Here is a 21418-nt window from a genome sequence, read left to right as displayed (position 1 = left end):
CCCCAACCGAAGCACGTGAGGACGATGATGCCCCAGCGTTTTATCCCCCCTCGAGACGCCTACGAACAGCGACTATCGCGAATCTGGGCGGACATCCTGCACAGAGACTCCCTCGGAATCGGGATGAAGGATGACTTTTTCGAACTCGGCGGCGACCGTGGCACGGCGGAGGCCGTCCGCGCCGCGACCGTGGCTCAGTTCGACAGCCCGCTCTCGATGGAGACGTTCCTCGAGGAGCCGACGATCGAGCGCATCGGCTGCCACCTGCGCGCGCGCTCGAGGAAGCTCAACGAGCAGCCCGTCGTCCCGCTCCAGCCGCACGGCTCGAAGCGCCCCTTCTTCTTCCTACCGGGAGGCGAGGGGAGCCTGTTCAACTACTACGCGCTGGCGCGCTGGATGGCACCGGAGCAGCCCGTCTACGGCCTCCAGACGCGAGGACTCCATGGCGCTTGCCCCCCGTTCGATCGCGTCGAGGACATGGCGGCCGACCACATCGAGTCCATGCGTGCGGTGCAGCCGCACGGACCCTACCTCCTGGGGGGCCACTGCTCCGGCGGCATGGTCGCGCTGGAGATGGCCCTGCAACTGCAGCGCCGCGGGGAACGGGTGGCCGTGCTTGCCGTGTGCGACGCCTGGTCGCCCGCCAACCTCCGTCTCCGCCTGCCGAACGAGACCTTCCTGGACGACCTCGTCGAGTTCTACTCCATCATCGCGGCTGGCTTCCGGTACTGGTTCGATGTGGACATCGGGCTGAAGAGCGACGACATGCGCGCCCTCGATCCGCGACAGCGAATCGCGCACTTCATGGACCTCGCCAGGAAGCACGGTGTCTATCCGCCGGATGAGCCCGACGAGCGCATCGAGCGCATCCTGGCGCTCTTTCGCAGCGTCAGCTATTCCGGCTACGAGCCGGCGGAGCGCTTCCATGGCCCGATCACCTTTCTGCGCGCGCTCGACAGCAAGTTCTGCGAGACGCTCACCGAGGGGTGGGAGGACATCACGATGCAGCCGCTGCGCCTGCGCGTGGTCCCGGGCAACCATGTCTCGCTGCTGACCGAGCCGCACGTGAAGGTGGTGGCGAACGAGCTCCGCATCGCCATCGCGGAGGCGCAGGTGTCATGAGCGGGCTCTCCTCCTCACTCCGAAACATCATGCCTGGTCTGAAGTCCTTCACATTGCCTGGGAGCCTGGCCCCGGCGCTGGGGCCACCCCACAGCGCGTGGTGTTGAGCCAAAGCAGTGGCTGCTGCTCCCAGCACAACTGCAGGCCTCATCCATCCCCTGGAGCGTTAGCCCATGTGCAGCGGCACGCGCAGCGCCACCCTGGTGCCTGCGCCGAGCGCGCTGTCGACGGCCAGCGTGGCGCCGATGCGCGCCGCGCGCTCGCGCATGCCGACCAGTCCCCAGTGCCCTGCCCTGGCCGCCTGCGCGAAGCCGCTGCCCGTGTCGCTCACTTCGACCAGCAACTGGCCGGGCTGATAATCCAGCAGCAGCCTGACGGCGCAGGGGCCCGCATGGCGGAAGGCGTTGCGCAGGGCTTCCTGCGCAATATTGCACACCTCCTCGGCCACCGGCGCCATCAGGGGGCGCAGTTCGCCCTGCAGTGACAGCGCGAAGCTCGTGCCCGGATAGTGCTCGGACAGGGTGAGGCCCGTTTCCTCCAGCACCTGCGCCAGATCGGCCGACGGTCCGTTGCGCAGTTCCTGCACCTGGTCGCGGCCCTGTTCCAGCGTCTTGTCCGCATAGTCGAGCAGCACTTCGAGTTTGCGCCGCGCCGCGCTGCCCTCGGGCAGTTCGGCCGCCACCGTATGCACACGCAGCACGATGGCCTGCACGCTTTGCAGGAAAGTGTCGTGCAGGGTGCGAGCGATGCGCTCGCGCTCATCCAGCCGCACCTGCATGCGATCCATCACGCGTGCCGTAGCAGCGCGCAGGCGCAGGCGATAGACCAGATACAGCAAGCCTGCTGCCACCAATACCACCAGCACACGGAACCAGGCGCTCTGCGTCAGCGTGGGCGTGACGGTGACGGCCAGCGACGCTTCCTGCTCGCCCGGCACGCCGTCTTCATTGGCCGCGGCCAGGCGGAAGCGGTAGTGGCCCGGATCCAGGTTGCTGTACAAAGCCGTGCGCTGGCCTGCACCGTCCCGCCAGTCGCCGTCCGCGCCTTCCAGCCGGTAGAGGAACTGCAGACCTTCCGGCTTGCGCAGGCTGGGCGCCGTGAACTGCACGCTGAAGCTCTGCACCCCGGCCGGCAGCGTGACGGGCAGGCGTGCGTCGTACTGGACGCTTCCCGCATGGATGCCTTCGATCTGCACATGTGGCGCCACGGGATTGCGCTCAATGGCGCGCGGGTCGAGGTGGACCACGCCGCCGGTGGTCATGAACCACAGCCGGCCATCCGGGGCCTGGAACACGCTGGGCAGGCGATTGGCCAGCATGGCGCGGCCGGGATAGCCGTCGCCGCTGTCCAGCAGTTCATAGCGCAGCAGTTGGGCGGGATCGCGCATGGCGGCCTGCCAGTCCGCGCTGCGCACGTGCACGATGCCTTTGCCGCCATTGAGCCAGTAGTCGCCATCGGCTGTGACGGCGATGCCGGACACGTTCAGCAGCACCTCGAGATCGGCCGCCACCAGCGGCCGCAGGCGACCGTCCTGCAGCACCGCTATGCCTTTCGCACCTGCCGCCAGCACTTCAGCGCCAGCGCGGATATAGGTCGCCATGCCGATCATACTGGCGTCGTAGCGTGTCAGCTTGCCGTCGTCGTACAGCACCAGCGAACCGTCGCCGCAGGCCAGCCACAGCTGGCCCGGCCCGCCGCGCGCAGACACGAAGATCTGCTGCGGCAGATTGAAGCGCGACCACGGCAGCCATTCGCCGTTCACGCGGCCCATCAGGCCGGTCTGGAGGGAGGCTATCCACAGCACCTTGCCGTCGTCCAGTATGCCCGCCAAGTCCAGATCCGCTGGCTTGCCATCGCGGCCAGATGGCAGGGCGATCTTCTCGACCCGGCCCTGGTGATGGCGTTCGATCTCACGCCGTCCCACCAGCAGCAGCGCCCCGTCGCGGTCATTGGCCACCAGCCCAACCGGAGCGCTGTCTTCTAACGCGCCATCGGGACTCAGCCGCCAGGCATTGCCCGCCATCTGGTCGGAAATCCACACGCGCCCGTTCTCGCCCGCCGCCATGCTATACATGCCGCTGGTTTCGGGCAGCTCAGGGCTGAGCAGGCGCTTGCGGCGCAGGCGGTCCAGGCCCGCCTGCGTGGCCAGCCAGATACTGCCCTCGCGGTCCTCCATCACGCTGTTGATGGCCAGCGAGGAGAGCTGCCACGGTTGGTCCAGCCTACCCGCCGCACCGGACGGCGGCCGCATCTCTGCCTCCACCGACTGAGCCTGCACCATCGCGACGCCGCGCCTGCCCAGCGAGGCCCACAGATTGCCCGCACGGTCGAACTGCCCGTAGCCGCGCGACTCCACCTGGTTGAAATGCACCGGCCGTGGAAGGCGCGGGCCGGACGGTGGGTCCGGCAGCACGCGCATGCGATCGCGCTCCGTCAGCCAGATGCGGCCATCGGGCGACTGGATCAGGGTGCCGTCGGTGTGCGCGACATCGATGTCGGCAAAGCGCTCCACAGCCGCGTCCAGACGGAACACGGCGTTGGCATTGGACACCCAGATGCGCCCGTACTGGTCGGCCAGCACGCCGTTCACATAGCCGGGCGGCAGGCCCTCGGCCGCGGCCTGCTTTTTCCATTGCCCCTGCCGGTGGCGATACAGGCCTGAAGTAGTGGCGAGCCAGATACTACCGTCCGCGCCGAAGGCCAGCGTGCGCACGGCTCCTACCGAATTGCCGCTCAAGTCACCGCGCGGCGTAAAGTTTTCGAAATTGCCGTCCGGGTGCAGCACGACCAGTCCGCCGACCGAATCCCCGATCCACAGATCGCCATTCGGGCGCGCCACCAGCTCGCCTATGCGGGCCAGCGAGTAAGGACTTGGAGGAAGCTGGTAGCGGCTGAAGCGCACGCCGTCGAAGCGGTACAGGCCCGTGGGCGTGCCAAGCCACAGCCAGCCGTCCGGCGTCTGTGCCATGACCTTGATCTCGGTGGGCGCGCCGTCCTTGGCGGTCCAGGCGGTGTGGTGGTAATCGGTGATGCGGGGAAGTGGTGCGGCGGTGGCCTGGCAGGCCACCAGTACGGACAATGCGGCGAACAGCCGCAGGCGCGTCGGCGGGATCATGGAATGGGGGCAAAAACGTTGCTATCTTCGCCAGTATGCCATGCCGACAAGCCTTCGGACAGCGAATCCCCTTCAGGTAAGTCCGCGAAGAGAGAGACCTGCGTGGTGGAAGTAGCCACGCAGGGCAGTGGGGCGACGACCCAGGCGGATGAAGGCCGAGCGTACTTGCCGGTGAAGCTCTTCGACCGAGGCGGGTAGAGCATTGCTCATGTCGGCTTTCACCTGGCTGTTGCAGCCCCCCTCGGGATTGAGTTCCGGCGAGTGAGCCTGCCCCAGGTGGCCAAGGACCTGGACCTGACCGAGTCGGCCCTGCGCAACCGGGTACGCGAGGCCGACGGCGACAAGGGCATGGAGCCGGCAGGCGCGCTCTCCACGGCCGAGCGGAAGGAATCGGCTTCTCACCGAGGCCTGAGCGGCCTGGGGTGATACGGAATCGAAGGTGAATGGATGTGCCGCCTTCCTGGAGCAGCTCCAGGTAGACGCTGGGGCGCGTTCCGAAGAGGACCCCCATCACAATCACAAACGTCTTGCTCCGTGATCAGTCTATTTGAGGCGTAGTGCAAACAAGGTCCGCTCCGCGAGAGTGGGCCGAGGTCCGCTACGAAGAGATGTACGAACGCGCCCAGCGCGGCCTGAGGGGGTTCCGAGAGGACGCGCTGCATCGCTTCCAGGACGCGTTCACCCCCGCGGGGGACGAGGTGGATGAGAAGGCCCACCTGCAAATCCGGGAGTTGCTCCGCTCGCGCGCGGGTGAGCCCTCGGGGACCCGGAGAGACGTCCTCGATATCGTGGCGGACACCGTGGCGAAGCACCTGGCGCTCGAGCGCTCAGTGCTTCGCGCCATGGAAGGTGCTCAGCGCCAGCTCAATGCGTTGCTTCAGCGCCCCCACCCGGCACGCAAGCTCTCCGGCGCGGAGCTCTCGATCAATCATCACCTGCGCATCGACACCCTCCTCATGCGGCCCCACCTGCTGGAGGTGCTCGAGGATGAACTGGGCATCACCGTTGAAAACACGGAGGACGCCACCCGCTGCCATTGATTGACACCTTCCCCACCCGCCGATCCGTGTCGCACACGGACCGGCGGGCGGGATATGGCCCTCCGTCCTCAGAGCGCCGTGCAATCGAGCTTGATGGGCTGGCGGTTCAGGGCCTGACGGATGCCGCTGTAGACGACGCCGTTCGACGCGAGCCCGATGTGCTCGACGAGGTTGCCCTGGCAGTCCTCCTGCACGGTCACGTTGCACCTCAGGGTCGGGCTTGTTGGCACCCGTTGGCGGCCCTTCCCTCCCCCTCGGCGCCAGCATTTACCCTCAACAGGGCCCCCATTCCGCCTATGAGCCTCGGGAGGAGTGGGGGCGAGCGTGCCGAGCGCCCGCTGCCAGACGCGGGCCGAGGACCTACCCTCGGGTGTGCGCCTCGGGAGCGCCGTGGGCACCGAGCGCCTCGTCCGGGGGTTCGCATGGAGCGCCTTCTCACTCGCGACGGGCGGCCCGCACCGGCACACGGTACCTGGCACCGTACCGCGCCCCGGTGGCTCCGCGCCTCGCTGCCGGGGTCCTGGGTCGCGCTCCTCTTCACGTGTCTGTCCTTCACGCCGTCCCTGTTGCCGCGCCCCGGGCTCTTCCAGGGGCTCGTCAGCGGCATCAGCTCGGCCGTCGGCTATGGGCTGGGAGTCCTGGGGGCCTGGCTGTGGCGCGAGTTCGCCCACCGTCCTCCGAGGTCTCCGCGTCCGCATGCGTGGCAGGGCTTCTTCGTGGCGGGCGGCGTGGCGTTGGCCGTCGCGCTCCTGCTGGGCTGGCACTGGCAGCGGCAGCTCCGGGAACTCATGGGTATCCCCCTCCCGGGAAGCGCGGGCTACCTGCTCGCGCCCATCATCGCGGCGGCCATCTTCTTCCTGCTCCTCTCCGTGGGACGGGGCCTGCGGGCGGTGCACCGCCGGTTCGACGCGCTGCTCGCACAACACATCGGTCCTCGCGCGGCCCGCGCGACGAGCGGGCTGGCGGTGGTGGTGCTCACCGCCCTGGTGGCCAGCGGCTTGCTGTGGAATGGGCTCATCGCGCTGGCGGATCGCTCCCTGGCCGTGCGGGACATGACGACCGCGGAGGGCGTGGTCCCGCCCCGCAGCGCGCTGCGCTCCGGCGGCCCTGGCTCCCGGGTGAGCTGGGAGTCGCTGGGACGGGAGGGGCGCAACTTCGTGGCACGAGGCCCCACCGTGGACGACCTCTCCGCGTTCAGTGGGGCGGGCGCGAAGGAGCCCATCCGCGTGTATGCCGGCTACGCCTCCGCGCCGGACGCGGAAGCCCGGGCCGAGCTCGCAGTCGAGGAGCTCGAGCGGACCGGCGGCTTTCAGCGCTCCCACCTGCTGGTCGTGACGACCACGGGCAGCGGCTGGGTGGTGCCAGAGTCCGTGGACGCCTTCGAGTACCTGACCGGCGGGGACTCGGCGATCGTTGCCATGCAGTACTCGCACCTGTGGTCATGGCTCTCCGTCCTGGTTGACCGGAAGCGGGCGCGCGAGGCGGGCCGCGCGCTCTTCGACGCGGTCTACGAGCGCTGGTCCAGGCTTCCCGCAGGCCAGCGCCCGAAGCTGCTGGTGTTCGGAGAGAGCCTGGGCTCCTTCGGAGGGGAGACGGCGTTCAGCGGCGAGCGTGATCTGGCCAATCGAACCGACGGGGCGCTGTTCGTGGGGCCACCCCACTTCAACACCCTGTATCGCGAGTTCACCGACCATCGTGATGCCGGCAGCCCCGAGGTGGAGCCCATCTACCGGCAGGGCCGCATCGTCCGCTTCAGCCGCCGGCCGGGCGTGGACATCCCGCCAGCGTCCGCCCCGTGGGGCGCCTCCCGGGTGCTGTATCTGATCCACCCCTCCGACTCCATCATCTGGTGGAGTCCCCAGCTCCTGCTCAAGCGGCCGGACTGGCTGCGGGAGCCTCGTGGCGACGACGTCCTGCGGGCGATGGTGTGGCTCCCCATCGTGACGTTCTGGCAGGTGACGATCGATCTCCCGCTCGGAATGAAGGTGCCTCCCGGCTATGGCCATATGTACGCCGGCGAGCACGTGGATGGATGGGCCGCGCTCCTCCGGCCCGAGGGCTGGACGGCCGAGAAGTCGGCGCGGCTGCGGGAACTCCTGAAGCCGGCCCCGTGACCCTCCCCCTCAACAATGCCCCGGCAGGAGCACGCGTATCGAGGTTGACTTCCGGGATGCGGGCGCGCTACGAGGCCGTCCAACAATTGAATCGATGCTCCCTCGGGTGCCCTCGGTTTGAGGGCATAACAGGGAAGCCGGTGAGAGTCCGGCGCGGTCCCGCCACTGTAAGCAGGGCGAAAGCCCCTCCGATGAAGTCCCACTCAGAGAAGCCCACCAGGGCATCACTGGGGAAGGGGGAGGGGAAGGAGAGGATGACATCCTCTCCGACCTTGCGAGCCAGGAGACCTACCTGAGAGGGCGTCAAACCCCTGCCTCGGTCCGCCCGTCGTCCGCAGACGTTTCCCCGCTTTCGCGGTGGAGCGGCTGCTCCGACGGGCTCCGCCGGGGAGGAGGTCTGCCAATGCGATTGCGCGCGATGCGCTCGGGTGCGGAGTACACCCGACGAGGCTCCATCTCCTACCGTTTGCCCGTTTGCGCTCTTGCTGCGCGTGCATGCCGCCGTGCAAGCACGAGCCGTTCGCGCTCGGTCGGAGGTCCGCATCCCCCTTCGTTCTTCGCGGCCGCCATCAGGGGTCTTTCGACTCACCCCCGCAGCACCCCTGAAGGAGGAGCGCCATGAAGAGCAGGATTGTGTGCGCAGCGTTGTCCGCATTGGCCGCGGTCGCACTGATGAGCTGTGAAGACAGCGAACCCGAAGTCAACCTGAAGAACCGCGCCTACATCGTGAGCCGCGACTCCGATGAGCTCACGGTCATCGACCTCGACCGGCTGGAAATCATCGGCCGCATCGCGACGCAGGGGCGCTCCAACCACATGGCGGAACTCAGCAAGGACTTCGACAGGGTCGTCATCGACTCGAGCGCGACCGACGAAGCGGTGGTGGTCGATGCGCGACGGCTGGAGGTCACCCACCGCGTGCGAGTGGGCAAGCACCCCACGCACCTGTCACTCACCCGAGACGGCAAGTACTTCGCCATCATGAACGAGGAGGAGAACTCCATCTCCTTCCTCGACTCGAAGACGGACGCCGAGGTGAAGCGCCTGTCTGGCTTCTCCATCCCGCACTTCATGCGCTTCAGCCGGGATGGCCGCTTCGGGTACGTGGCGAACATCGGCGCCCACCACCTTACCCGGGTGGACATGGAGAAGCTGGAGGTGGCCGGCCACATTCCCCTCGACGGCTTCGATTCGGCCACTCCGGTGAAGGACGAAGAGGGCTTCGCCGACGCTCAGGTGGACGAGCGGGGCGTGCTCTACGCCGCGCACGCAGCCACCGGGCGGGTTCTCGTCTACGACACCGTGGCGCAGCGCAAGCTGTCGGAGGTGAAGGTGGGGAGCAGGCCCTGGGTCGCGTTTGCCGAGCACCCGTTCGCCGGCCTTCCGCCGCGGACCCTGGTGCCCAACTTCGGTAATCGCACCGTGTCCATGCTCAACACGACGGAGCACCGGGTGGCGGCCACGCTGCCGGGCGACGAAGAGGCCTACGGGGTGAACTTCTCCTCGCTGGCCCCAGACAGGGCCTTCGTGATGAACCGCGTGCGCCAGGATGTGGCGGTGGTGGACACCACGCGTGGTGAAATCGTCGAGCGCATCCCGCTGGATGGCAACGTCGAGATTGCCTCCACCACCCCGGACGGCCGCTACATCGTCGCGGCGGTGAGCAGCGCCAACCAGGTGGCGGTCATCGACGTGCAGACACGCAAGGTGGTGAAGGTCTTCGAGGACGTGGGCCTCTACCCCTGGAGCGTCACCATCCCGATGGGCCAGAACTACTGCCACTAAGGAGCACGCGATGAACTGGGGAGCGAAGCTCAGGCGCGCCCACAGGGTGGCCACGCTTGTCATCGGGGCGCAACTGCTCATCTGGACGTTCACGGGCTTCGCCTTCTCCCTCTTCGACTTCGGGCGGGTGCGCGGAGAAGACGACCGCGCGCCCGCACCGGTGTTCGACGTGGCGCGGGTGCGCATCGCCCTGGATGATGCCGCGCGCCGCGCGCTGGCGCAGAGTCCGGGCAGCTCGGTGCAGAAGGTGTCCGCGCGGATGCTCCTCGGCAGGCCCGTCTACGCCGTGGAGCTGACGCCCGGCGGGGCGGTGTTGGTGGATGCGGAAGATGGGCGTGTGCGTCCCGCGCTCAGCGCGGAAGAGGCCGGCGCGGTTGCCCAGGCCGCGCACCGTGCCAGGGCTCCGGTGGCCTCCGTCGAGTCTGTCTCGCAAGAGGGGGAGGAGCCGTTTCTCACGCCCCCGGTGTTCCGCGTTCGGCTGGAGGATGGCGCGGGCACGGTGGTGTTCGTGTCTCCGACGTCTGGAGAGGTAGTTGCCTGGCGCAATCACACCTGGCGCACCTTCGACGCACTCTGGAGCTTGCACACGCTCGGCTATGTCTCACGTGAGAGCCCGGCGCACTGGGGGCTGCGCATCACGGGGGCGTTGGCGCTTCTCGTGGCACTCAGCGGCCTGGGCATCCTGGGAATTCAGCTTCGCGCGGCGCGCATCCGCCAGAAGGCGGCCTGAGCCAGGCACTTCCCTGGATTCGAGATGTGGCAGGCTGGGAGCGCTTCTGCAGCATCCCGTCGGGCTCCTGTCCTTCCTATCCGTAACACGGAATATGATGCGCGAGGGGCCCAAGACAGCCCCTCTTCTCGATGAGAAGTGGGAGCGCACCCATGAAGCTCAGACTCACGACCGGTGGTGCCCTCGGATGGGCGTTGATGTCGGGCACACTCCTGGCCGTGGACGCGCGTGCCGCTTGCGAGGGTGCCACGCCGCCGCGCGTGCTGTCGCAGGCCGAGGCACGTGAGGACCTGGAGCTGTCGATCGCCAGCCTCGAGCAGGCCTTCCCTGCGCTCGACTGGCATCACCCGAAGCGCCACTGGCAGGAGGCCACGCGCGCTGCTCGGGCGCGGCTCTCCTCCGTCGAGGATGATTTCGGTTTGTACCAGTTGATGGCATCCCTGCTCGCGAGCCTGGGCGAGGATCACCTGACGCTGCGCCTGAGCGACGCCATGCGCTGCCGCTTCCGTGCGGAGGCCAGGCTCTTCCCGCTCGATCTCTACTGGACCGACCAGGGTGCCTATGTCCTGCGCGGCCATGGAGATGCCGCCGACGTACCCACGGGAGCCCGGTTGCTGGCCATCAACGGCCAATCCTGGGAGGACCTCTTTCACGAGATGTGGCTGGCGGTCGGGGGCGATGGAGACGTCGCCACCGGCGTGATGCGCGAGCTGGATGGTGGCGGCTATGCGCGGCAGCGCTACCTGCTGCGCGGCGCGGAGCAGCGGTTCCAGGTTCGCCTCCACCTTCCCGATAGCACCCTCCGGGAGGTTGCGCTCACGCCTGTTCCCGTGGCCGCGCGCCCACCGGAGGATGACGCCCGCTCTCCCCTGGCCACCCTCCGCTGGGTTGACGAACACACAGCCCTCCTGCGTGTCCCGACGTTCAGCAACCGGCGCTACCGCGAGGCGGGCACGAGCTATCCCGACACCCTGAAGGCGCTCTTCGAGGAGCTCGAGCAGCGCAAGGCCCGTGACCTCATCCTCGACCTTCGGGACAACGGTGGCGGCTCCGAGTCGAACGAGAACGTACTGTTCTCGTACCTGGTCGAGCAGCCCTTCCGCAAATACGCGTTCGTGGAGGTGCGCGCCCAGCACCTCTCCGTCACGAGTACGAGCGGCCAGCAGTTCGAGCAGACCGTCTTCGAGCCCGAGGAGCTCGCCACCTACCGGCAGACGCGGCGCGGAACGCTCCGGCGCCTCGATCTTCCGCCCCTGGGGCTGAAGTCTCACTGGCGTCCCGTCTCGCCCGTCTTCAAGGGCCGCCTGGTCGTGCTGGTGGGTGGCCGCACCTACTCAGGTGCCGCCGAGCTGGCCAGCATGCTCTACAGTCAGGGGCGCGGGCTGTTCATTGGGGAGGAGGTCGGGGGCACCTATGAGGGCAACAGCAGCGGCTACAGCTGGGAGCTGACGCTCCCAAACTCGCGCATGGAGCTCTCGGTGCCGCTCCTCCACTTCCGGTTGAACGTGTCGGGTCTACCGCGCAATCGCGGCGTGATTCCGCACTGCGTGCTCCAGCCGGACGTGCGCGAGTACGGCGTCCAGGAAGATGCCGTCTACCGGCTCGCGGTCGACCTGTTGCACCACAAGTGGCGGACGCCGAACTCCCGTCTCTGCATGCTCAGCGGAGGCCATGGCGTCTCAGCAAAGTAATGTCCTCCGTGGGCGGAGTTTTACGCCGAAGTACAAGGCCGAGGCAGTCCGGCTGGTGCGCGAGGGCAGCAAGAACCTGCCCCAGGTTGCCAAGGACCTGGACCTGACTGAATCGGCCCTGCGCAACTGGGTGCGCGAGGCTGACGGTGGCGGCCCTTCCCTCCCCCTCGGCTCCAGCCTTTACCCTCAACAGTGCCCCCATTCGTCTTATGCGTACAAGAGGAGCAGAGAAATAAGGCTTAGTACTTACACTCGAGCGCGTGCGGGTCGTCGCCCCATGTGAAAGCGATTACCAGATTCTCAAGGACGGAGCGGGTTTCGATGCACGCCGAGCGACGTCAGAAATCCTGATACGCCTCGCATCCATCACGATGTAATTGCCATTTGAAGCTAGAGATTTCCATGTTATGGACGAATTGTGCATGACACACATGCACCAATCACAAAAGACAAAAGGAATTATTATGAAGCGGCTCGCACTTGCGGCTGGCCTCATGGGCTCGCTCTTTGCCTTCGGCTGTGGAACTGAACTCCCCGTTGAGGACGACGCATCGGTGTCCCAGTCGGTGGATACACAGACGCTGCTGGCCTGCACCAGGACGACGACCCAGGCCCCGTGTGGTACCGGCTACACCAAGACGACCGACGTCATGTACTGCCCTGACATCAATTACATCCACAGCGAGACCATCTGTGTGAAGTGCAGCACCGGGTGCTCGGTTACCAGCGTAACCGAGACCATCGGCGGGTGTCAGCACACGTACGGCGCTTGTAAGTAGAACACCGCACGCATCTCGTCTCATGATCGCCTGACAAGAGAAGGGGCTTGTCTGAGGCAGCCCCTTCTCCCGATCCGTCCCGAGACGGTGTCCCCGAGACGGTGTCAAAGAACTCCCCTTCGCTCCGCACCACCATGGACCGTCCCGTGTACCGGCGCGGCGCTCGGCCTTGCTAGCCCCGGCTGCGGCCCTTCTCGGCCCCTCCGCTCCAGCCCTCACCCTCTACATGGCTTCTCTCCCGCCTATACGCCAGCAGGCGGTGTGTTGAGCCTTGGATGACCGCCCCGAGCATCAAAGCCTTGCTCAGGTCCCGCCCGGCTCCCGCACCAACTCGTCGGCGAACTTGCGCATGAGGCGCACCAGTTCGTCGAAGTCGTGGGCACTCCACTTCTCGAAGATGGCGATCCCCATCCGCTCACGCGCCGCATCCACGGCGTCCGTCATCTCCTTGCCCTTCGGAGTGATGACGGCCTCACGGACCCGGCGGTCCGCCGCCCCGGCCCGGCGCTCGACCAATCCCAACTCCTCCAACTTCGCGACCTGGCGGCTGACGGTCGTGTAGTCGCGCCCGGCGCGGTCCGCCAGCTCCACGACCCCGATGGGACCCAAGCGCTCGATGCCCACCAGCAGGGGGAACAGGGCCCGGTCGAGCGCGATCCCCGCGGCCTTGACCATGGCCTCGTCCCGCTGCGGCCGGTTCATGGCGCTGACGATGTCCAGCAGCGCCATGTGGAGCTCCCGCATCTTCGAGCCAATATGTGCATTTTGCACATTTCTTCTTGACGTCATCCCTTCCTCCCAATTATGTGCATTATACACCCATTGAGGAACCCATGACATCCCCATTGACGACGGACGTGCTGATTTGCGGAGCAGGAGCGGCCGGTCTCACCCTGGCCATCGAGCTGGCCCGGCGGGGCGTGGCCTTCCGCCTCATCGAGAAGATGGCCGAGCCGTTCCGGGGCTCCCGCGGCAAAGGCATCCAGCCCCGCAGCCAGGAGGTCTTCGCGGATCTGGGCGTTCTCGACCGGCTCGTCGCGGCGGGGGGGGTCTATCCTCCGCAGCGTGTCTACCGTGAAGGCGGGTACGACGAGGAGCGGGTGGACCTGCCCGCCCCGACGCCCAGCGAGCCCCATCAGCGCCCGCTGCTCGTGCCGCAATTCCTGACGGAGACGGTCCTGCGCGAGCGGCTCGCCGAGCTCGGGCACCGTCCCCAGTGGGGCTGTGAGCTGAAGGGCTTCGAGCAGGACGCGGAGGGCGTCACGGCCCACGTGACCGGGATGGCCGGAGAGGAGGCCCCGCGGGTGCGCTACCTGGTCGGCACGGACGGGGGCCGCAGCTTCGTGCGGCACGCGCTCCACATCGACTTCGCGGGCAAGACGCTCGGTGTTCGCGCGCTGGTCGCCGACGTGGTGCAGGAGGGGGTAACGGCGGATGCCTGGCACCGCTGGAACGAAGGGACGCCGGAGCAGCTCTCCCTCTGCCCCTTGCCAGGGACTCCCCTGTTCCAGCTCCAGGGTCCCGTGGCATTGGAGGGCGACATCGACCTGTCGGCCCAGGGGTTGACGGCGCTGCTCGCGAGGCGGACGGGCCGCCAGGACATCGTCATCCGGTCGGTGTCCTGGGCCTCGGCGTTCCACATGAACGCGCGGCTCGCCGAGCATTACCGCGTCGGCCGCGTCTTCCTCGCGGGAGATGCGGCCCACATCCACCCGCCGACAGGGGGCCAGGGTCTCAACACGAGCGTGCAGGACGCGTACAACCTCGGCTGGAAGCTGGCGGCCGTGCTGGCGGGGGCGCCCGACACGCTGTTGGACACCTACGAGGAAGAGCGGCGGCCCATCGCCGCGGAGATGCTGGGCCTCTCGACAAGGCTCCTGAAGGCAGCCCAGGAGGGCGACAGGCGGCGGGGCCGCGAGGTCCATCAGTTGGATCTCGGCTACCCGGACTCGTCCTTGTCCCTGCCGAGCCCCTCACGCACGCAAGGCATCCGGGCGGGAGCGCGCGCACCGGATGCGCCCGTCCTCGGAAGCGCTGGACTGCCCACCCGGCTCTTCAAGCTCTTCCAGGGTCCCCATTGGACGTTGCTCGGCTACGAGACGGCTCGCGACTCGGCACTCCCCCCGCGCCCCCATCTGCACATCCATGCCGTCGGACCGCGAGGTGACATCGTCGACGCCCAGGGCCATTTCCAGCGGGCTTACGGGGTGGAGCCGGGTGACTGGGTGCTGGTGCGGCCGGACGGCTACGTCGGCGCGGTGGTCACCCAGCACCAGTTCGCGGCCCTGAACGACTACCTGGAGCGGGTTGGACTGCGCGCCGGGGTGTTCGCGGCTCGAGCAGCTTGAGCAGGACCCGCCCCGGAAAGATTTCATCCCCCTCAGTGACGACATCAAGTCCCGTACTCCTCGCCGGGGAGGCCCCGCCGAGACGGTGTCCCCGAGACGGTGTCAAAGAACTCCCCCGAAACGGTGGTCAAAGAACCCGAACTGAGTGGCGGCAGAGCGGGTGTCACGCGGGTCTCAAGCAACAGGTAGACAGGCCTCGCCTGGACGGGTGAACCGACCCGCCTCCAAGTCTTTCCGAGGACTTGCGAGCTGGCCCACGAGATGCACCGGGCCCTGCGAACCGACTGCAGGGGATGGGGATGGGCTGGCCGCTGAGGATGTTCCACGAGGAGGGCTTCTACTTCGTCACTTCCAGGTGCTTTCAGGGGCGCCTGCTGCTGCGCCCCTGCCAGGAGGTGAACGAGGTGGTGGGCGGGGTGCTCGCCAAAGCCGTTCTACACAGCTCCGGCTCCGTGCGCTTGCACGCCTTCACCTTCGCCTCCAATCACTTCCACCTGCTGGTCTGGGCTCGAGGCGCCTCTCTCGCCTCCTTCATGCAGTACCTGCGCTCCAACCTCTCCAGGAAGGTTGGGCGTCTGGTGGACTGGAGTGGCGGCTTCTGGGAGCGTCGCTATTCGGCCGAACCCGTTCTGGACGACACCGCACTGGTGGGACGACTGAGCTACGTGCTCGCCCACGGTGTGAAGGAAGGACTGGTGGAGAGCAGTGCCGAGTGGCCGGGCCTCACGTGCCTGCCTCAGTTGCTGGGTCCAGCGCGCCGGCTCTTCCGGTGGTTCAACTGGACCAAGCGCTGGAGCGGACGCACGAGCGAGGACCTGGCGGCGCAGCCAGGGCCCTTCGCCGAAGAATGGGCCGAACCGGTGGAGTTGGAGCTGGCCCCACTGCCGTGCTGGCAAGGACTGGATGAGGAGGACAAGCAGCGTACCGTGCGCGCGTTACTCTCAGAGGTGCAGGCCAAGGCCCGAGCCCGGGGCAAGCCTGTCTTGGGAGCTCGGGCCGTGCAGGAGCAGCACCCGCATACCCGTCCCGAGCGCCTCAAGCGCAGCCCTCGTCCTTTGGGGCATGCCTCCAAACCCCAGGTGCTGCTCGAATTGCGCGCGCAGTACCGTGCCTTCGTCTCGGCTTTCCGCCAGGCGGCTGCTCGCTGGCGGCGAGGGGATTTCTCAGCCCCCTTCCCTCCCTTCTCCTTTCCTCCTCGTGTCGTGCCGCGTCACCTCTCTCTCGTTCTTTGACTCCCTCCGGACTCCCTCTCGGGTCGCCTCGCTTGAGTTCTTTGACACCCTCTCGGAGTTCTTTGACACCCTCTCGGAGTTCTTTGACACCCTCTCGGCCCTCTCGGGGAGTTCTTTGACACCCTCTCGGACACCCTCTCGGCGTTCTTTGACTCCCTCCGGACTCCCTCTCGGGTCGCCTCGCTTGAGTTCTTTGACACCCTCTCGGAGCCCGAGATAGGTGATGGTCGTGACTCCGAGGGCCATGAAGTCGTTGTCGGGCGGAGTGTTGACCACCGGCACAGGGCCGACGTCGGGGACGACCGTCGCCGACGTCGTGGCCTCGCTCGGCTTCGTGTCCGGCGGGCGATTCAGCGTCGAATACAAGAAGCTCTTCGATGAGAGCCCGTCGGACCCTCGCGGCCTCGCGCGGGCCCGCGGGGCCGACGACGAAGCGCTCCCCCAGAGAGCGCTGAGCCCCGCCACTCCATTGCTTCACAAATCATTCGTCGCCGCCGACGCGCGTCCGGCCTCACGAGGAACGTGATGGGTTTGCGCCGGAGCATGCATGAATGTCGCTGTGCGAAAACTGCAGTCATTGTGCCGAATCAGCAGGAATCCGACCGCGGTCATGAATCGGTATTTGGTAAATTGCCAGCAATGCTGTATTTTCTTGATCTGCGGGTGAATAAGAAAGCGACCCGCAGTCAACAGTAGTCTCATTTGGATGCCCGCGCTCTCCGCGCAAGCCGTCGCGTGGCCGTGGTGCGTCCTTTCAGGGGGAACCCAATGAAACGTCAATCCTCTTCTCTCCTCGTCATGCTCGCGGGGGCCGGTCTGCTCGGCCTCATCGGCGGTTGCAGCGCGACCTCCGTCGGAGACAATGACGCGGACGTCGGTTCGGCCGACTCCGCCCTCACCGCCGAGCAGTGCAACTACTTTGAGGTCAACGGGAAGGTCCAGATCTGCCACAAGACCAGCTCGACGACTCATCCCTACACGATCGTCCGTGTTAGCGAGCAGGCGTGTATCAACGCGCACAGCGCTCACAACGGCGACTATGTCACCAGCCTCGACCCGACCTCGCCGCTCTACGACCCGACGTGCAGCGGCCAGGGCAGCCTGCCCGTGAACGCGCCGTGCGACGCCACGGTCCCCTGCGGCGACGGCCTCACGTGCCAGAGCGGCACCTGCACCGACGTCAACGAGTGCGTCGCCGGTACCGACAACTGCAACGAAAACGCCACCTGCACCAACACCGTGGGCTCCTTCACCTGCGCCTGCAACGCGGGGTACGAGGGCGACGGCGTGACCTGCACCAACATCGACGAGTGCGCTGCAAGCCCGTGCCTGAACGGCGGCACCTGCACCGACGGCATCAATAGCTACACGTGCGCGTGCGCTCCCGGCTTCACCGGCACCAACTGCGAGACCAACATCGACGAGTGCGCCGCAAGCCCCTGCCTGAACGGTGGCACCTGCACCGACGGCATCAATAGCTACACGTGCGCGTGCGCTCCCGGCTTCACCGGCACCAACTGCGAGACCAACATCGACGAGTGCGCCGCAAGCCCCTGCCTGAACGGTGGCACCTGCACCGACGGCATCAATAGCTACACGTGCGCGTGCGCTCCCGGCTTCACCGGCACCAACTGCGAGACCAACATCGACGAGTGCGCCGCAAACCCGTGCCTGAACGGTGGCACCTGCACCGACGGCATCAATAGCTACACCTGCCAGTGCGCTCCCACCTACGAGGGGACCAACTGCCAGGCTTGCTCCGGCACCCTCGGGGACTGCAACGGGGACTCGTCCGACGGCTGCGAGGTGAACCTCCAGAGCGACGCCGATAGCTGCGGCGCCTGCGGCATCGTGTGCGCGACGGGCCAGATCTGCTCGAACGGCACCTGCCAGACCGCGCCCACCGGCCAGGTCCCCGGCACGCCGGTCAGCTCCCCCGCGAACCACAACCCGCTGGCCCCGGCGGTCGCCGATGTGAATGGCGACGGCAAGCTCGACATCCTGGTGGCCAACGCCGAATCCGGATCGATCCTGACCCCCTCCGGCTCGCTCTCCGTTTTCCTGGGGAACGGCGACGCCAGCGTCCAGCCGGAGGTCAACTACGGGAGCGCCTCGCTCTCCAGCAACGCGGTCGTGGCCGTGGACGTGGACGGCGACGGGTGGCTCGACGCCGTCACCGTCAACGGCCAGACCAACCTGATCCTCAGCAACGGAAACATCAGCGTCTACAAGAACCTGGGCCCGAGCGCGCCCGGGACCTTCGGCGCGCCGACGAGCTTCACCACCGGCACCCCGGGCTCCGTCCACCTCTGCACCGGGGACTTCGATCACGACGGGGTGGCTGACATCGCCACGACAAGCGTGACCCTGAGCCAGGTGAGCGTGCTCTTCGGCACCGGCGCGGGCAGCTTCGGCGCGCCCACGCTCATCGGCATCCCGAACACCGGCGGCGTGCAGTCGACGATCGCCTGCCGTGACCTGAACAGCGATGGCTTCTCCGATCTCGTGGTGACGAGCCCCGCCAGCGCACGCCTGTCGATCCTCATCAACCAGGGCAACGGCTCGTTCGCCGCACCAGTCTCCTACACCAACGCCGTCAACGGCCAGACGGCGGGCATCGCCTTCGGCGACGCCAACGGCGACGGCACGCTCGACATCCTCTCGAACGGCGCGGCCGGCCGGTACCTCTTCTTCTTCAAAGGGAACGGCAACGGCACCTTCGCGAGCGGCGTTCAGTCCGCCGCCGCGGCCACTACGGCCACCAACTCGGCGCTGGGCGTCGTGGCCGATGACTTCAACGGCGATGGCAAGCTCGACGCCTACATCCTCGTGACAACGGCCTCGGGCGGCGTCCGCCCGATGACCGGCAACGGCAACGGAGGCTTCACCTCGGGCACCGTCGTCACGACCGGCGCCTCGCCTGGCCTCAACGCCATCGCCACCGCGGACATGGACGCGGACGGGTACGCCGATCTCATCCTGACCAACAGGGGATCCGGCACCGTGACCGTGGTCCCCAACGGACTCTGAGTCGCTGTCCGCGATACCGGGCAAGCGGGCGCTAAGGGGCGGTGTGCCCTGATTTCAGCGCGGTCTCGGTAGGACAATCGGTGCGCCGCGTGCTTCGCGCGCGGCGCACCGAAAGACGCGCAGGCGCCTGACCCGACCTCACCTCCACAGAGGCCGTATTCCACACGGGTGCAGGACCACGCGGCGTGCTCGGCCTCAACGTGGGGCCTTCCGGCCCCGAGACGGTGTCAAAGAACTCCCCCGAAACTCCGAGACGGTGTCTCCGAGACGGTGTCCCTCGAGACGGTGTCCCTCGAGACGGTGTCCTCGAGACGGTGTCTCCGAGACCGAGACGGTGTCCGAGACGGTGTCTCCGAGACGGTGTCAAAGAACTCCCCCGAAACGGTGGTCAAAGAACCCGAACTGAGTGGAGGCAGAGCGGGTGTCACGCGGGACTCAAGCACCAGGTAGACAGGCCTGGCCTGGACGGGTGAATCGACCCGCCTCCAAGTCTTTCCGAGGACTTGCGAGCTGGCCCGCTCCTACGAATCGTCTGACACCCTTCCTGGGGCTCCTACGAATCGTCTGACACCCTTCCTGGCGGCCAGAGGCGGCCAACGCAGGCGTCGTCGCCATCCTCATGGGAGCGGGCGTCGGCGTGAGCACGCGAGCCGTTCCTCAGCCGGGAAGTTCTCCCGAGGCTGAACCTTCCGAGAACTACTACTGGATCAACCTCGTCCAGGAGTACTGCGCCAGCCCTGTCCTCTTGCCTTGACGGTCATGAGGGCCCCCAATCCAAGCGAGCCTTCCTCCACCTTCACTGCCGCCGAAACGCGATGCGCCTCGCCCTCCCGATGCTAACGTCAATGGCCGTGACCGCGCCGCGATGATCGCGGAGGACATGCAGAATCCAGCCTGTCTCCGGGGCCTGGAAGGTGTCGGCGATGGTCGGCCGCAACGGCTGCGATAGACCGCGCGGATCGATCCATCGAAGAACCTGCCCGTCAAGCAGCAGCCGGTGCTCACCATCGATATCGGCGCTACGATAGCGTCCGGCAATGAGGCCAAGCGCAGCCGGGTCGGGTGCCCATGGCATCGCCGGTTCCAGCTGAATCGGCGCGTTGCCCGATCGGGTCACATCGAGCGCAACGACGCGGCCAGCACGATCGCGGCGGACCGTCGCGCGGCGTCCCTCATCGGTGGCGAACAGGTCCGGCGCGGTCATCGCGAACAGCGTATCGCCGATGCGCAGACGGCCATTGACCTCGCTCACCTTGACCGTCGCGTCGGTCACGAGGTTGCGATACGAGCCCGCAAGGTTGGCCGGCACGCTAACGGCCGCGAGCGACGTCTGGACGGCCGGAGTCTGGGCGGGGGCGATGACCGGCAGGAAGCGCGCCGCGACCTGCGGCCCCAGTTCCTCCGTGTTCAGCGAGCCCGCGTTGCACAGCAGCGCCACCGACACGCCGTCCGCCGGAAAGCGCCCGAGCCAGGCCCGATAGCCCGCGGTCGACCCGGCATGGCTGACGGCAGAGCGACCATCGACCGGCCCGAGCTCGAGCCCCAGACCATAGGTGACGCGGGTGCCGTCGACCAACGATCCAGGCTCGGTCATCCGCGCCACCCATCCGCGCGCCGGCTCATCCAGCGCGGCGTCCCATCTTTGCAAGTCGCCAACGGTCGTCAGCAGCCCGCTGGGGCCGACCACGTCCTCGAACGGCATGTCGAGTTGCCAGGTCCCCTTGGCATCGGGCGAATAGGCCTGCGCGCGGTGCGGCACGACATCGCGGAAGTCGCTGCGCCAGCGTGTGTGGGTCATGCCGAGCGGTGCGAACAATTCGGATTCGGCGACCTGCGCGAACGGTCGCCCCGTCGCGCGTTCGACGATCCGCGCGGCGAGGAGATAGTTGGAATTGCTATAGAGATATTCGGTGCCGGGTTTGAAGTTGAGCGCGTGCTGGCCCGCGATCAGCGCGATCGCGTCGTCCATCGCATAGGCGCGCGATCCGCGCGGCCAGCCGGTCAACTCCGCCAATACGCCCCAGTCGCGGATGCCGCTGGTATGGTGGAGCAGCATTGCGATCGTCACCGGCTGATAGAGCGCGGGCAGTTCGGGCAGCCAGCGGCGGATGCTGTCGTCGAACGACAAGGTGCCGCGTTCGGCGAGCAATGCGACGAGCGCGCCGGTGAACTGCTTGGAGACCGATCCTGCCTCGAAAACCGTGTCGGCATCGATCGGCTGCGGCGTCTCCAGATTCGCCATGCCGTAGCTGCGCTGGACGACGACCGCACCCTTTTGCCGGACATCGAGGGCGCAGCCGGGCGTATCCTTGCGCGCGACGGTGGCGAACAGCGAGTCGACATCGGGCACTGCGGCGGACAGGAGCAGGGCGAGCAGCATCGATGGGAAGGTAGCCTATTTCGCGGGTGGATGCGTCGGTGTCGCCGCGAAA

17 protein-coding genes and 1 riboswitch are annotated in these 21418 nt (G+C 67.2%); of the genes, 12 read left to right on the top strand and 5 right to left on the bottom strand.

Annotation, left to right across the window (positions count from 1 at the left end):
• The first annotated feature begins 24 nt into the window (after window positions 1–24).
• The gene (locus tag DAT35_RS29810) at window positions 25–1122 is read left to right on the top strand and encodes an alpha/beta fold hydrolase (protein ID WP_369946156.1); all 1098 of its coding nucleotides are present in this window, start codon (window positions 25–27) and stop codon (window positions 1120–1122) included.
• Window positions 1123–1288: 166 nt separating this feature from the next.
• On the opposite strand, the gene DAT35_RS29805 is transcribed toward DAT35_RS29810, so the two are convergent.
• Window positions 1289–4237: a sensor histidine kinase gene (locus DAT35_RS29805; protein ID WP_108071264.1), complete on the bottom strand. Its 2949-nt coding sequence runs from the start codon at window positions 4235–4237 to the stop codon at window positions 1289–1291.
• A gap of 261 nt (window positions 4238–4498) precedes the next feature.
• On the opposite strand from DAT35_RS29805, the gene DAT35_RS59180 reads away from it, so the two are divergent.
• On the top strand, window positions 4499–4663 hold the full coding sequence (locus tag DAT35_RS59180; protein WP_158501937.1) for a hypothetical protein: 165 nt from the start codon (window positions 4499–4501) through the stop codon (window positions 4661–4663).
• 131 nt (window positions 4664–4794) lie between these two features.
• Window positions 4795–5277: a hypothetical protein gene (locus tag DAT35_RS29800; protein WP_146209939.1), complete on the top strand. Its 483-nt coding sequence runs from the start codon at window positions 4795–4797 to the stop codon at window positions 5275–5277.
• Window positions 5278–5345: 68 nt separating this feature from the next.
• On the opposite strand, the gene DAT35_RS61870 is transcribed toward DAT35_RS29800, so the two are convergent.
• Window positions 5346–5477: a hypothetical protein gene (locus DAT35_RS61870; RefSeq protein ID WP_255415219.1), complete on the bottom strand. Its 132-nt coding sequence runs from the start codon at window positions 5475–5477 to the stop codon at window positions 5346–5348.
• A gap of 222 nt (window positions 5478–5699) precedes the next feature.
• Between DAT35_RS61870 and DAT35_RS29795 the strand changes: the two genes are divergently transcribed.
• From DAT35_RS29795 to DAT35_RS29770, 6 genes are all read left to right on the top strand, one after another.
• Window positions 5700–7391 carry an alpha/beta-hydrolase family protein gene (locus tag DAT35_RS29795; protein WP_108071260.1) on the top strand — a complete coding sequence of 564 codons (1692 nt, stop codon included), beginning with the start codon at window positions 5700–5702 and terminating at the stop codon, window positions 7389–7391.
• Between the two features lie 87 nt (window positions 7392–7478).
• Window positions 7479–7702, top strand: a riboswitch (cobalamin riboswitch).
• Window positions 7703–8009: 307 nt separating this feature from the next.
• Complete coding sequence (locus tag DAT35_RS29790; protein WP_146209938.1) at window positions 8010–9176, top strand: hypothetical protein; 1167 nt, start codon at window positions 8010–8012, stop codon at window positions 9174–9176.
• A gap of 10 nt (window positions 9177–9186) precedes the next feature.
• Window positions 9187–9906 (top strand): PepSY domain-containing protein, encoded by a 720-nt coding sequence (locus DAT35_RS29785; protein ID WP_108071256.1) that lies wholly within the window; start codon window positions 9187–9189, stop codon window positions 9904–9906.
• Window positions 9907–10058: 152 nt separating this feature from the next.
• Window positions 10059–11597 carry a S41 family peptidase gene (locus tag DAT35_RS29780; RefSeq protein WP_158501936.1) on the top strand — a complete coding sequence of 513 codons (1539 nt, stop codon included), beginning with the start codon at window positions 10059–10061 and terminating at the stop codon, window positions 11595–11597.
• Window positions 11578–11880 carry a transposase gene (locus DAT35_RS61865; protein WP_158501935.1) on the top strand — a complete coding sequence of 101 codons (303 nt, stop codon included), beginning with the start codon at window positions 11578–11580 and terminating at the stop codon, window positions 11878–11880. The genes DAT35_RS29780 and DAT35_RS61865 overlap by 20 nt, the downstream gene beginning before the upstream one ends.
• Window positions 11881–12061: 181 nt before the next feature.
• Window positions 12062–12376 carry a hypothetical protein gene (locus DAT35_RS29770; RefSeq protein ID WP_108071250.1) on the top strand — a complete coding sequence of 105 codons (315 nt, stop codon included), beginning with the start codon at window positions 12062–12064 and terminating at the stop codon, window positions 12374–12376.
• A gap of 303 nt (window positions 12377–12679) precedes the next feature.
• Here the strand turns inward: DAT35_RS29770 and DAT35_RS29765 are convergent, their stop codons facing one another.
• Entirely contained in the window at window positions 12680–13105 is a 426-nt protein-coding gene (locus tag DAT35_RS29765; protein ID WP_233261789.1) for a MarR family winged helix-turn-helix transcriptional regulator, read from the bottom strand.
• A gap of 104 nt (window positions 13106–13209) precedes the next feature.
• Between DAT35_RS29765 and DAT35_RS29760 the strand changes: the two genes are divergently transcribed.
• Window positions 13210–14724 carry an FAD-dependent oxidoreductase gene (locus tag DAT35_RS29760; RefSeq protein WP_108071246.1) on the top strand — a complete coding sequence of 505 codons (1515 nt, stop codon included), beginning with the start codon at window positions 13210–13212 and terminating at the stop codon, window positions 14722–14724.
• A gap of 299 nt (window positions 14725–15023) precedes the next feature.
• On the top strand, window positions 15024–15956 hold the full coding sequence (locus tag DAT35_RS29755; protein ID WP_108071565.1) for a transposase: 933 nt from the start codon (window positions 15024–15026) through the stop codon (window positions 15954–15956).
• Here DAT35_RS29755 and DAT35_RS58320 read toward each other — a convergent pair.
• Window positions 15888–16322, bottom strand: coding sequence for a hypothetical protein (locus DAT35_RS58320; RefSeq protein ID WP_146209937.1), 435 nt, complete (start codon window positions 16320–16322; stop codon window positions 15888–15890). The two genes, DAT35_RS29755 and DAT35_RS58320, sit on opposite strands and share 69 nt — an antisense overlap.
• A gap of 402 nt (window positions 16323–16724) precedes the next feature.
• On the opposite strand from DAT35_RS58320, the gene DAT35_RS29745 reads away from it, so the two are divergent.
• Complete coding sequence (locus DAT35_RS29745; protein ID WP_108071242.1) at window positions 16725–18986, top strand: FG-GAP-like repeat-containing protein; 2262 nt, start codon at window positions 16725–16727, stop codon at window positions 18984–18986.
• Between the two features lie 796 nt (window positions 18987–19782).
• Here the strand turns inward: DAT35_RS29745 and DAT35_RS29740 are convergent.
• Window positions 19783–21366 carry a serine hydrolase gene (locus tag DAT35_RS29740; RefSeq protein WP_108071240.1) on the bottom strand — a complete coding sequence of 528 codons (1584 nt, stop codon included), beginning with the start codon at window positions 21364–21366 and terminating at the stop codon, window positions 19783–19785.
• Window positions 21367–21418 lie beyond the last annotated feature (52 nt).

This window comes from Vitiosangium sp. GDMCC 1.1324 (assembly GCF_003044305.1).
GTDB lineage: Bacteria > Myxococcota > Myxococcia > Myxococcales > Myxococcaceae > Archangium.
This window is presented reverse-complemented; position numbering and strand designations above follow the sequence as displayed.

Coding starts and splice junctions, on each gene's coding strand:
- DAT35_RS29765 (WP_233261789.1), bottom strand. CDS start 13,105: ATGGCGCTGCTGGACATCGTCAGCGCCATGAACCGGCCGCAGCGGGAC.
- DAT35_RS29745 (WP_108071242.1), top strand. CDS start 16,725: ATGAAACGTCAATCCTCTTCTCTCCTCGTCATGCTCGCGGGGGCCGGT.
- DAT35_RS29770 (WP_108071250.1), top strand. CDS start 12,062: ATGAAGCGGCTCGCACTTGCGGCTGGCCTCATGGGCTCGCTCTTTGCC.
- DAT35_RS29810 (WP_369946156.1), top strand. CDS start 25: ATGATGCCCCAGCGTTTTATCCCCCCTCGAGACGCCTACGAACAGCGA.
- DAT35_RS29795 (WP_108071260.1), top strand. CDS start 5,700: ATGGAGCGCCTTCTCACTCGCGACGGGCGGCCCGCACCGGCACACGGT.
- DAT35_RS29740 (WP_108071240.1), bottom strand. CDS start 21,366: ATGCTGCTCGCCCTGCTCCTGTCCGCCGCAGTGCCCGATGTCGACTCG.
- DAT35_RS61865 (WP_158501935.1), top strand. CDS start 11,578: ATGGCGTCTCAGCAAAGTAATGTCCTCCGTGGGCGGAGTTTTACGCCG.
- DAT35_RS29790 (WP_146209938.1), top strand. CDS start 8,010: ATGAAGAGCAGGATTGTGTGCGCAGCGTTGTCCGCATTGGCCGCGGTC.
- DAT35_RS29780 (WP_158501936.1), top strand. CDS start 10,059: ATGAAGCTCAGACTCACGACCGGTGGTGCCCTCGGATGGGCGTTGATG.
- DAT35_RS29785 (WP_108071256.1), top strand. CDS start 9,187: ATGAACTGGGGAGCGAAGCTCAGGCGCGCCCACAGGGTGGCCACGCTT.
- DAT35_RS29760 (WP_108071246.1), top strand. CDS start 13,210: ATGACATCCCCATTGACGACGGACGTGCTGATTTGCGGAGCAGGAGCG.
- DAT35_RS29755 (WP_108071565.1), top strand. CDS start 15,024: ATGGGCTGGCCGCTGAGGATGTTCCACGAGGAGGGCTTCTACTTCGTC.
- DAT35_RS29805 (WP_108071264.1), bottom strand. CDS start 4,237: ATGATCCCGCCGACGCGCCTGCGGCTGTTCGCCGCATTGTCCGTACTG.